Origin of the sequence: Pseudomonas sp. R4-34-07, assembly GCF_003852375.1 — a bacterium.
In the GTDB taxonomy this organism is placed as follows: Bacteria; Pseudomonadota; Gammaproteobacteria; order Pseudomonadales; family Pseudomonadaceae; genus Aquipseudomonas.
Genome location: NZ_CP027760.1, coordinates 2,991,841 through 3,003,136, shown reverse-complemented (window position 1 = coordinate 3,003,136; position 11,296 = coordinate 2,991,841). Strand labels below are relative to the sequence as shown.

Annotated in this window: 8 protein-coding genes; 2 read left to right on the top strand and 6 right to left on the bottom strand. The window is 60.6% G+C overall.

Features of this window, described 5'->3' with window-relative positions:
- Nucleotides 1–7 precede the first annotated feature (7 nt).
- The 5 genes from C4J85_RS13715 to C4J85_RS13695 form a co-directional block, all read right to left on the bottom strand.
- Nucleotides 8–1,348 carry a TolC family outer membrane protein gene (locus C4J85_RS13715; protein WP_124409912.1) on the bottom strand — a complete coding sequence of 447 codons (1,341 nt, stop codon included), beginning with the start codon at nucleotides 1,346–1,348 and terminating at the stop codon, nucleotides 8–10.
- 2 nt (nucleotides 1,349–1,350) lie between these two features.
- Complete coding sequence (locus C4J85_RS13710; protein ID WP_124409911.1) at nucleotides 1,351–2,643, bottom strand: HlyD family type I secretion periplasmic adaptor subunit; 1,293 nt, start codon at nucleotides 2,641–2,643, stop codon at nucleotides 1,351–1,353.
- A gap of 91 nt (nucleotides 2,644–2,734) precedes the next feature.
- Nucleotides 2,735–4,477: a type I secretion system permease/ATPase gene (locus C4J85_RS13705; protein ID WP_124409910.1), complete on the bottom strand. Its 1,743-nt coding sequence runs from the start codon at nucleotides 4,475–4,477 to the stop codon at nucleotides 2,735–2,737.
- Between the two features lie 103 nt (nucleotides 4,478–4,580).
- Nucleotides 4,581–4,937 carry a protease inhibitor Inh/omp19 family protein gene (locus C4J85_RS13700; protein WP_124367029.1) on the bottom strand — a complete coding sequence of 119 codons (357 nt, stop codon included), beginning with the start codon at nucleotides 4,935–4,937 and terminating at the stop codon, nucleotides 4,581–4,583.
- A gap of 47 nt (nucleotides 4,938–4,984) precedes the next feature.
- Nucleotides 4,985–6,418: a serralysin family metalloprotease gene (locus tag C4J85_RS13695; protein WP_124362836.1), complete on the bottom strand. Its 1,434-nt coding sequence runs from the start codon at nucleotides 6,416–6,418 to the stop codon at nucleotides 4,985–4,987.
- Between the two features lie 579 nt (nucleotides 6,419–6,997).
- On the opposite strand from C4J85_RS13695, the gene C4J85_RS13690 reads away from it, so the two are divergent.
- Nucleotides 6,998–7,270 carry a DUF1652 domain-containing protein gene (locus tag C4J85_RS13690; RefSeq protein WP_124367027.1) on the top strand — a complete coding sequence of 91 codons (273 nt, stop codon included), beginning with the start codon at nucleotides 6,998–7,000 and terminating at the stop codon, nucleotides 7,268–7,270.
- Nucleotides 7,271–7,912: 642 nt separating this feature from the next.
- Here the strand turns inward: C4J85_RS13690 and C4J85_RS13685 are convergent.
- On the bottom strand, nucleotides 7,913–10,360 hold the full coding sequence (locus tag C4J85_RS13685) for a UvrD-helicase domain-containing protein (protein ID WP_124409909.1): 2,448 nt from the start codon (nucleotides 10,358–10,360) through the stop codon (nucleotides 7,913–7,915).
- Between the two features lie 217 nt (nucleotides 10,361–10,577).
- On the opposite strand from C4J85_RS13685, the gene C4J85_RS13680 reads away from it, so the two are divergent.
- Nucleotides 10,578–11,273, top strand: coding sequence for a pirin family protein (locus tag C4J85_RS13680; protein ID WP_124362832.1), 696 nt, complete (start codon nucleotides 10,578–10,580; stop codon nucleotides 11,271–11,273).
- Nucleotides 11,274–11,296: the final 23 nt, after the last annotated feature.

Genomic DNA, 11,296 nt, shown 5'->3' with positions numbered 1-11,296 from the left:
CACGCGCCTACAGCTTTCTCTCCGGGCCGAAGGCTTCATCCACCTTGGCCAGGTCGGTGTCACGCAAGTTGCCCGCGTAGTAGTGCAATTTGGTCCAGGCCATCAGGTAGTCGTACCGCGCCTGGGCGAGGTCGCGGCGGGTGCTGTAGAGCTGCTGCTCGGCATTCAATGCATCGAGGTTGACCCGCTCGCCGCCGAGGATGCTGTGCTTGGTCGACACCACCAGCGCCTCGGCGGAAGTCAGCGCTTTTTGATAGGCGCGCAGCTTGCTCACCCCGGACAGGCACGCGCTGAACTGGCGGCGCAGTTCGATCAGGGTTTCGCGGGTCTTGCCTTCCAGCTCGTACTCGGCCTGTTCCATGGCGCGGCTGGCCTGGCGCGTGGACGCCGAGACAGCACCACCGGCATACAGCGGCACGCTGACTTCGACGCCGATGGTGTTGGTGTCGTAGCGCTGGTTGTAAGTGTTGCCGCTGTCGGACTCCTGCTTGCGCGAACTGGCGTACGCAGTGACCTTGGGCAAATGCCCGGCGCGGTTGCGCTCCACTTCATAGCGCGCCACTTCCAGGGCCTGGCGCTGGGAGGCGAGTGTCGGGTTGTTGCTGATCGCCAATTCATGCCAGGTGTCATAGTTGGCCGGGGTCAGGGTGAACGCGGCAAAGCCCTGGTTCAGCGGTGCCAGGTCGTTGATGTTGACGCTTTGCACGCCGATCAACGCGCCCAGCTCGCGCAACGACGCATCCTGCTCGTCCATGGCCTGGATTTCTTCGGCGGTGGCCAGCTCATAACGCGATTCCGCCTCGAGAATATCGGTGCGGGTGCCCTCGCCTTGCTGGAACAGGTGCTGGTTCTGCTGGAACTGTTGCTCGAAAGCCTTTTTCTTGGCGCGGGCGATGTCGATCTGGTCCTGGGCGAACAGCGCCTGGGTGTAGTAGCTCAACACCCGCACCAGCAGCGCCTGGCTTTTGTCGCGGAAGCTTTCATCGGCAAACAGCGCCTGGGCCACGCCCTTGCGGTAGTTGGCATAGGCTTCGTAGTCGAACAGCGGCTGTTGCAGGCTGAAGGTGGAGCCGTAGCTGTTGTAGTTGCGATCGTCGCGGTAGCTGCCACCACGCCCATCGGGCAGGTGCGCTTCGGAATTGTTGCGGCCCTTGTTGTAGTTGTACGACAGCTTGGGCAACAAGCCGGCGCGGCCGATGGTGCGGTTTTCCAGGCCGGCGTCGCGCTCCTTGATCGCGCCGAGGAACACCGGGTCATTGCGCAGGGCTTGCTCGTACACATCGAACGGGCCCATGGCGGCGTGCGCGCTGGCGCAGCTGAACAGCAAGGCGATGAACACAGGTTTCATGCTCATTCCTCGGTCAACGCGGAGCCGGCGCGATCGAGCAGCGGCTTGAACAGGTAATTGAGCAACGAGCGCTCGCCGGTGCGCACGAACATCTCGGCGGGCATCCCCGGCTTGATCACCAGGCCGTGGAGTTTTTCCAGCGCTGCCTCGCTGACCGTGGTGCGCAGCACGTAATAGGGGGCGCCGGTCTTTTCATCGAGCATCTGGTCGGCGGAAATCAGGCTCACCTCCCCCGGCACCCGTGGGGTGCGGCTCTGGTTGAAGGCGGTGAAGAGGATGTCCACCGGCAGGTGCGTGCCGACCTTGTCCACCAGATGCACCGGCAAGTGCCCTTCCACTTCCAGGCGCGTGCCCTGGGGCACGATCTCCAGCAGGGTTTCACCGGCCCGCACCACGGCGCCTTCGGTGTGTACGCTGAGGTTGACCGCGATGCCATCGGCCGGCGCGTTGATTTCGCTGTGCTGCAGGTCGAACCCGGCGGAGGTCAGTTGCTGCTCCAGGGTCAGGCTGCGCAGTTGCGCATCGGCCAGTTGGCTGCGCACTTCCTTTTGATATTCCTCGCTGTGCTGCTGCAACTTGAGGCGCGATTCGACAATGCCCTGCTCGACGCGGCCGGTCTCACCGGCGTTTTGCGCCAGGTCCTGCTGCACCTGGGACAACTGGCGCTGGTAATCCATCAGGCGGTTGCGCGGGATGTAGCCATTGTCGGCCAGGGGTTGCAGGTTGCTCAGTTGCTCACGCAGGGATTGCGCCTGGGCGCTCAGGTCGCTGCGGGCGCGGCGCATGCCGCCCAACTGCGAGGTGGCGCCGTCGATGCTTGCACGGATGCCGGCCTGCTCACGGGCAAAGGCTTCGCGCCGACTGCTGAACAGTTGGCGTTGGCCTTCGAGCACCAGCGCCAGGGCCGGGTCGGGGTTGGCGCTCAGTTCGGCCGGAAAGCGCACGCCCGGCAGGTTGTCACGTTCGCTCTGCCAGCGCGCGGCGCTGGCCCAGGCCATGCGGTACTGGGCTTGCAGCGACTGCACGTCGGCCTGGTGCTGGGTCTGGTCAAGGCGAAACAGCGGCTGGCCCTGCTTCACCACCTCGCCTTCGCGCACCAGAATCCGGCTGACCACGCCGGGGCTGAGGGTTTGCACGGCCTTGCGCTTGCCCGACACCACCACCGTGCCTTGCACCGGGATGCCTTGATCCAGCGGCGCCAGGCTGGCCCAGAGGAAAAAACCACCGGCGCCGACCACGGTCAGCAGCCAGCCCATGCGGACGAAGAAACGTGCGTCGTGTTGTTCGTAAATCATGCAAGTATCCTTACTGCTTGACGCAAAACATGTAGGAGCGAGCTTGCTCGCGAAAAACCCAAATGCACCGTGTGTATCCAATCGGAGCGCGTCATCGTTGACGACTTTCGCGAGCAAGCTCGCTCCTACCGCCGGGTTTTTCCTTCGGTGCTTCCTGCTGCCCGGACAACGCGCGCAGCACTTCCTGGCTGGGTCCGAAGGCCTGCAATTGACCTTCGTTGAGGATCAGCAACTTGTCAGCCTGGGCCAATGCGGAGGAACGATGCGTCACCAGCACCACGCTGCTGCCCTGGGCCTTCATCTGCACAATGGCGCTGGCCAACGCCGCTTCGCCAACGGTGTCGAGATTGGAGTTGGGCTCATCCAACACGATCAGCCGCGGGCCGCCATACAGTGCGCGGGCCAGGGCCACGCGTTGCTTCTGCCCGCCGGACAGGCCACCGCCGTTGTCGCCCAGCAGGGTGTCGTAGCCTTGGGGCAGGCGCAGGATCAACTCGTGCACCCCGGCCTGTTGCGCCGCCTTCACCACAAGCTGCGGGTCGGCTTGGCGAAAGCGCGCGATGTTGTCGGCGATGCTGCCGCTGAACAGTTCGATATCCTGTGGCAAGTAGCCGATATGCGGGCCGAGGTCGTCGCGGTCCCAGCGGTGAATATCCGCGCAGTCCAGGCGCACGGTGCCGGCCAGCGTCGGCCACACGCCTACCAGCACGCGGGCCAGGGTGGATTTACCGGAACCCGAGGCGCCGAGCACGCCCAGCACTTCACCGGCGCCGAGGTTGAAGTTGACGTGGTGCAGGGTCGTCAGGCGCCGACCCGGCGGGCCGGCGCTGACTTGTTCGAAGCTCACCTGGCCGTTGGGCGCCGGCAAGGCCATCTGCTCGGCCTGCGGCGGGAATTCGCGCAGCAGCTCGTCGAGGCGCTGGTAGGCCAGCTTGGCCGAGCTCCACTGCTTCCACACCGCGATCAACTGGTCGATGGGGCTGAGTACCCGGCCCATCAGGATGGAGCCGGCGATCATCATCCCGGCGGTCATCTCGCCCTTGATCACCAGCAGCGCACCGAGGCCCAGCACCAAGGATTGCAGGCAAAGGCGCAGGGATTTGCTAAGGGAGGTGATCACCGAACCGGTGTCGCTGGCCTTGTTCTGCAAGCCGAGGAACTGCGAATGCACCGCGAACCAGCGCTGGCGCAGCGCGCCGAGCATGCCCATGGCCTGGATGGTTTCGGCATTGTGCAAATGGCTGGTGGCCAACTGAGTCGACTGTTGGGAATAACCGCTGGCTTCGCCCAGGGGCTTTTTGGTCAGGTATTCGTTGAGGCAGGCCAGTGCAATCAACAGCACCGCGCCGGCCGTGGCCAACACGCCGAGCCACAGGTTGAACAGGAAAATCACAAACAGGTAGATGGGAAACCACGGCGCATCGAAAAATGCGAATAACGCGGGCCCGGTGATGAACTGGCGAATATGGGTCAAGTCGCCCAGGGACTGCCCGGCGTGTCCCTGGCCGCGTTGCAGGTTGCGTTCGAATGCGGCTTTGTACACGCGCAAGTTGAACCGCCGCTCCAACTGGGCGCCGATGCGGATCACGATAAAACTGCGGATAACTTCCAGCAGGCCTATAAACGCAAAGAATCCCACGACCATCAACGTCAACATCACCAGGGTGGTTTCATTCTGGGAGGACAGCACGCGGTCGTACACTTGCAGCATGTAAATCGAGGGCACCAGCATCAACAGGTTAATCAACGCGGTAAAACAGCCAACGCTGATCAAGATGCTCTTGTATTCACCCAGCGCCTTGAACAAGGGTGCAACGGTATGGGGCTTGGCCATATCTTCTTATCTTCCATGAACCCAAAGTACACGCACTAGTTGCCCTACCCCTGAATAGCGGGCGGCCAACTAACAAATGAAGTTATAAGCTTATAACCTGAAACTAAGGTGTACGTTGCAGCACCACGACGGCTCCAGATTTAGTGCGTGCCTGATATTCGCCTTCCTTCTGACGATTCAAGTGCGTAATGCCACTGCCTTCGGCATTCATCAGCCAGATGCCGTCCGGCGTCGGCGACCACGTCAGTGGTTTATCCCCCAGCCATTGCGCGACACACGCCACATCGCCCCCCAGGCTGTTGGGCTGTTCGAGCAGGTCCAGCGCACACACCTGGTCATCCTGGTGCAACTGCCAATGCCCCGCCAACTGTGCGGTAGTGGGTAAAACAAGACTGCTCGCCATTGCATGGGCTCCTGCCGACACGATCAATAGGGTGACCCCTTTGGAAAAACGCTGCATTGCCTGGCTCCATCCTGGAACGCGGCGCCGGAGCGCCGCGCTTTACATCACGCCACGATGTCGCTGGCAGCCGCCTGGCCAACGGTGGTGACGAGGAAATCCGCCACGCCGTGCCCGGAGAAGTCAACGGCCAACGTACCCAGGTTAGTACCTGATGCGTAGGACAGCACCGCGTCGCCGGCATGCCCGGTAAACGCGTTGACGAAGCTCACGCCCGCACCTTTGGTGATACCGGACAGGTCGATCTTGTCCGAACCTGAGGTGAAGTCAAAGATCTTGTCCGCCGCCCCTGGTTTGGAATCGGACACGGCACCGAACACAAAGGTGTCGCTGCCGGCGCCGCCCCACAGTTGGTCCGCACCGCCACCACCGTAGATGAGGTCGTTGCCGGCCCCGCCCTTGATGAGGTTGGCGGCCTGGTTACCAATGATCAGGTCGTTGCCCGCGCCACCGAAGGCGTTCTCGACCGTCACGCCCTTGGCGATGGAAACGTTGCCCACCAAGCCGCCGACATCGGAGAACGAGGCTGCATTGAGGTTGATCTTCTGGTTTTGCGTGAAGCCGGAGAAGTCCAGGGTGTCATTGCCACCACCGTCCCATACCGAGAACACCAGCTTGTCGGCATTGGATGTGGCGCTGAGGAAATCACGCCCGGTGTTGGAGTTGAAACCGTAGGTGGTGTCACCGGCGCGGGTATTGAGGTTGGCACCGTAGAGCTTCTGGATCGCGGCAATATCGTCGATCAGCGGACCGGAAGCGTAAGCCTCCACTCCGCCTTTGCTGAAGTTCTGGTTGGTGTTGCTCTCGCTCCAGTAACTCATGACGCTATAGCCACGCGTGTCCTGTCCATAGGTCGCGTCGTTATAGGTCGGGTTGCCATTCCCGGCGTTGTAGTCGCCAGGGTGAGCCAGGCCCAGGGTGTGGCCGATTTCGTGAGTCAGGGTCTGCCGGCCATAGTTGTTCAGGTCCGGGGTCTTGTTCGGCGTGTAGCTGTTGTTGGTCAGGTACCACGAGGTGCCGTCGTAGCCTGCACCGGTGCCGGGCAGGTAGGCGAAAGCCGCCGCGCCATCCTGGCCGCCGCTGTAGTTGCCGAAGGTCATGTGTGCGTCGCCACCGGAAGCCTTTTCGGTAAAGGTCACGTTGGCAACATCCGACCAGGATTGCATGGCCAGTGCGGCCTGTGCTTTCTGCTGGGCGTTGAATTGGCTGAAGCCCGAGATGCCATGTTTGTTCATGGTGCTCGAGGATGCCGAGGTGAGGAAGGTGTAGGTCAGATCGATCTTGCCGTTGCCATCAAAGTCCCGGTAGGCGGCGCCATCCCGCAGCAGCTGGGTCGCTGCCTGGTCCACGCTGTAGGACGGTTTGCCATTGACCGTCAGGTTGCCGCCACGGTCATACAAATGGCTGAAGCTATCGATTTGCGAGTAAGCAGTGCTGGCTTGCGCGGCAGATACAATAGCCTTGTCTTTTACTTTTGACATAAACGTACTTCCTTGTTTGCAAGTGCATCAGTCTTTGTTCGATAGGAACCTCGCGGGCGAGGATAGTCCTATCACTCACCTCTTTTGAAGGCGTAAGAAAACTGACACAATTTGAAATCTTTCGTCTACACATATTTCAGCAGCGAAAAGCTGACCCGCAGGCAACTTGGAGAAGTCGCGCGCCGCGTTTGTTGGGGACGGTTGTATTTGAACGACCAAATAGCCCAAAGTGATATTTAAATATTAAATACCCATAAGCAGCTCTAGTTGAGCGCCGTATTTAATGGATCCAATATATTGTCACGGTGTCATTAGCGACATTAAAGAGCCACTACTTGTAAGTAATAGACTCCGCTGTCCCCTTTTTACCGGGACATACGCTCGTTGTTTATCCACACATTGGGGCATGACCTGGACACCCTGGGGTTTGGGACATGATCCAGGTCAATGTCCGTTCAAAGAACCGCCGAACGGGCCTGAAAAAGTCGCGCCGTGCTTGCGAACGAATGCTATTTTGAGGGTTCGATGCCATGACTAGTGAAGGTCCTGGCCCCTGCCGCGAGCTAAAGGAAGCGCTCAATGAACAAGGTAGGCAACATGAACAAAGTGACATTCCCCAACGCCTGTCAACTGATGCGCTGGCATTTTCATCCGATGGGCTTCGAAGGGAGCATGGACGCCCCCGGCAGCATGGTTGCCCGCCTGTTCGACCGGGCCAGCGGCGAGACGCTGATCGCGATCGCTGGCATTCCCTGCGCTACGGTGATGAACGCCGCTGACGTGGAGCGCATCATCGAGGCGGTGGAGGCTGAGCTGGAGTGTTTTGTGCCGCCTCTGTCGTTGCGGGCCTGAACGATTGCCCCAAACCAGTGAGATCCAACTGTGGGAGGGGGCTTGCCCCCGATAGCCATAGGTATCTACACAACTTTGTAGCAGCCCACGGTAACCACGATGCGAAGCGAGCCGCTCTTGATCTTGCTCTTGATCTGGGCGCCCCGTTAAACCACGCTGGCCGGAATCCGATAGTGATTTGGGGGGTAAACCGGCAGGGATGCCGGTTTAGCCGCCCCGCGCCATGGATGGCGCGTGGCGGCGGCCCCCCAAATCACTGTCGGATTACGGGCACACCGAGCCTAGGCGAGGTGCCGAGTGGTGGGGCAAGAGCGTTTTGCTTACTTTTGCGCTTTTCAAAAGTGAGACGCCGTAAGGGCGGAACCCTAAGCCGCCGTTACCGCAGCAACGGATATGTACTCGCCTTGATCCAACATCCTGGTCGGCTGTCAGGCCGCCATCGGGGGCAAGCCCCCTCCCACATTTGGAACGCGGGGCATCAGTTAGAGAGGCTTCGGGTCCCGAGCCGCCACAGGTTCAGGGCCATACCAAAGTTGTGTAGATACCCATGCCCCGATAGCGTTGGGTCAGTCATTACAAGGTCGAATGACACACCGCAATCGGGGGCAAGCCCCCTCCACATTTAGATCGCCTTCATGCCGATTAACCGCGTTGATCGTCGAAGAATGCTTTCCTGCCGTCTACTCGCTCCGACGCCTTTGGCACATTCACCGCTTGGCCTTCCGCCTTTTCCACATACCAATGACAGTGGCTGACCGCTCGAGTGATGCCGACGTAGGCCAGGCGCAGCACTTCGTCTTTTTGGGCGTTGTCGTACGCCTCGCTGTCGCCGTCCCTGCCCAGGCCCGCCATGCGGTAGACCTGGTTCTTGTAAGGCGAGCTGGTCAGGTGTTGGCAGTCCCCGAGTAGAAACACCGCATCCGCCTGCAGGCCCTTGGCGCTGTGGTAGGTCAGCTGTTTCAGCCTGCGCGCCTGCGGTGGCAAACTCGAATCCAGATTAACTACCGCCTGAATATGCTCTTGTATCAACAGTTTATCGCTGCTTTTTCGATACAGCATTAATACTGTGTCGCCTTGCTGATAGTGCTCGCTCAACTGCCGGGCCAACGCCGCGTCGTCGCGCTCCAGCACCACCACGGGCACCAAGGGCCTGGGCTCGCCAGCGGCCTTCGCCTTCTTGCCGGGAATGGCCGGGGCACTGCGTACGATGTGCTCGGCAGCGTCGATGATGTGTTGGTGGCTACGGTAATTCTCACTCAGCATGACGCGGGTGGTGCTCGGCGAGGTGAACTCCTTGTTGAATTCCATGAAGTACTTGGGCGAGCTACCGCGCCAGCCATAGATGGACTGCCAGTCATCCCCTACGCACAGCAACGATGAACGCTGCGCCCCGCGACCCACGTGCATGGCCGGGCCACGGCTGCGGATTTCACGCAGGCTGGCGCGGATCCACGAGACGATCTGCGGCGACACGTCCTGGAACTCGTCGATCATCAGGTGCGACATCGGCCGCAGCAGCGCGTCGCTGAGCAGCTTGAGGTTCTCCGGGGTGTTTTCGCCAAACAACGAAAACATGCGGTTGTAGGTCATGATCGGCGGCGATTGCTCAAGCAAGTGGTCTTCCAGGGCTTTCCAGAAAATACCCAGGGCCTCGAAGAACAAGCGGTCCGGATCGTCTTTGGCGAAGCTCATCCGGCCCACGGCGGTGGGCACATCCAACCCGAGGTTCTCGATAAAGCCGGCGGCCATGACAAAGCTGTCCAGGAGCGGCGCCGAGGCAAGCTCGCCCTTGACCTTGTAATCAAACCCGGGCCCGGCCGTGGCATCGCCCGCCAGGCCACTTAACAATCGTTTTGAAGAGTCATAGCTTTCTATCCATATCAATGGTTTACGACAGAAAGCTTGAAACAGCGTGCGCTTTACCGCCCACTCTGCGCGCACGGACAGCTTGGCATTTGGCCGGCTGATCTGGGGGTTTTCCCGCGAATCGAAGCCCAGCACTACCCAGGCGTCCAGTTCAGGGATATAGCCATGGCAATGAAACTGCGCGCCATTGATTTCAAACGTTTGCCGGCTCGGTTCGATGCCCTTGATGGGCCAGGCGCCAGCACGAAACCACAGGTCCTCGATGACGTCACAGAGTTCTTCGTCACGCTTGGCCGCCAATTCCGTGACCGCCACGCGCTTCTGCACATCGGGATGATCACGCTCCAGTTCCTTAAGCTGCAGCCCATGGCGTGCCAGCGGTGCGATCAACTCGCGAAAACGCGCATGGCGGCCGTGCAAGCGGTGGTAACACGCGTTCATCTGCTGGCGCTGGGCGTCGTTGATGCGCAGGTCGAACGGGTTGCTGTCGGCATCCTCGAACCCGGCGCTGAGGTTCTCGAAGGCTTGCAGTCGCTCAAAGCCCGGCAGGCTGCGCACCATCGGCAGGATGCGTGAGTGAAAGGTGCGCACCACCGCCTGGGCCTCTTTATGGTCAAGGGGTTGGCCCCATAAGCTGAGAATGTGCATGAGCTTTTCGATGAAGTCTTTGCGCGATTCGCGGGTAAACGTCACCACGGTCATCGAACTCAACTCGAAGCCCAGGTAATGGGTGAGCAACAGGATGCGCAGCACCAGCGAGGTCGACTTGCCCGCGCCGGCACCGGCAATCACCGAAGTGGACGGCGTGTCGCTGAAGATCATCTTCCACTGCGCCGCACTGGGCTGGGCGTGTGCCGGCAGCAAACGTGCGACGTCGGCCTTGATGCGCTTTTTTATGTCAGCGGTGAGCGGCAATCGCCAGTCATCGAACAGGCTGTCATCAATACCTGGCGCACGGGGTTCATCCGACCGGAAATCGCGGATCAGCAGGACTTGCCGGCCCTCCTCCAACCCGTCTGCCTTGCCCTCGCGGTAACCATATTCCACCCCGGCTTCATGCCCGCTGCGAAAACCGTCGGCCTGGCCATGCAACCACGAAAACCGGTGCTGAGCGCGCAAACGCGTGAGGCCATGGCCGAACAGGCGCGCGGCAAGCCGTTTCAGTAGCGGCATTTCAGCCAGGGGGCGCAGTTCAGGGGGCAGATCAGGCTGTGGGTGCGGCACGCGGACTCCTGCGATGAGCTAGGTTTTTACAGTGCGCCATGGTCGCCGGAATTGCCGCTCAGTTCCAGCCAAATGCTTTGATCTCATGCGGTTAGGCGATGAAGTGAAAGTTGATACCTGAGATAAACATCAAATAAACAGATAGGAATCAGGCATTTTTTACGCTTTTTATCGATCATGCACTGATGGACCATAGGGCTATCCACAGGAGACGATCATGCTTGAACTTCGACCCTTCAACACCCTGGGCGGCGCCCACCATGGCTGGCTCGACGCCCATCATCACTTTTCATTTGCCGAATACCATGACCCCGAGCGTATGCACTGGGGCAACCTGCGGGTGTGGAACGACGACATCATTGCGCCGGGCAGCGGCTTCCCGCAGCACGCACACCGCGACATGGAAATCATCACCTACGTGCGTGAAGGCGCGATCAGTCATGCCGACAACCTGGGCAACAAGGGCCGTACCGAGGCTGGCGACGTACAGGTGATGAGCGCTGGCACCGGGATCGCTCACAGCGAATACAACCTGGAAGCCACGCCGACCAAGATCTTCCAGATCTGGATCATCCCGAATGAGGCCGGCCTGCCGCCCTCCTGGGGCGCCAGGCCGTTCCCACAGGGTGCGCGCGAAGGCTTCGTGACCCTGGCCAGCGGCAAGGCCGGAGACACGCAAAGCCTGCGCATTCGTGCCGATGCACGCCTGGTGGCGGCCAATCTGAAGGCTGGGGAAAGTGCCGAGTATCGGCTGGACAGCGGGCGCCGGGCGTACCTGGTGCCGGCAACGGGGACGATTGAAGTCAACGGCTTGCGTGCGCAGGCTCGAGACGGGGTAGCGGTTGCGGATGAGCAGGTGTTGCGGGTGACGGCGATTGAAGACAGCGAGATTGTGTTGGTCGATCTCGCCTGATCTCAAGCCTTGTTGGATGCCAG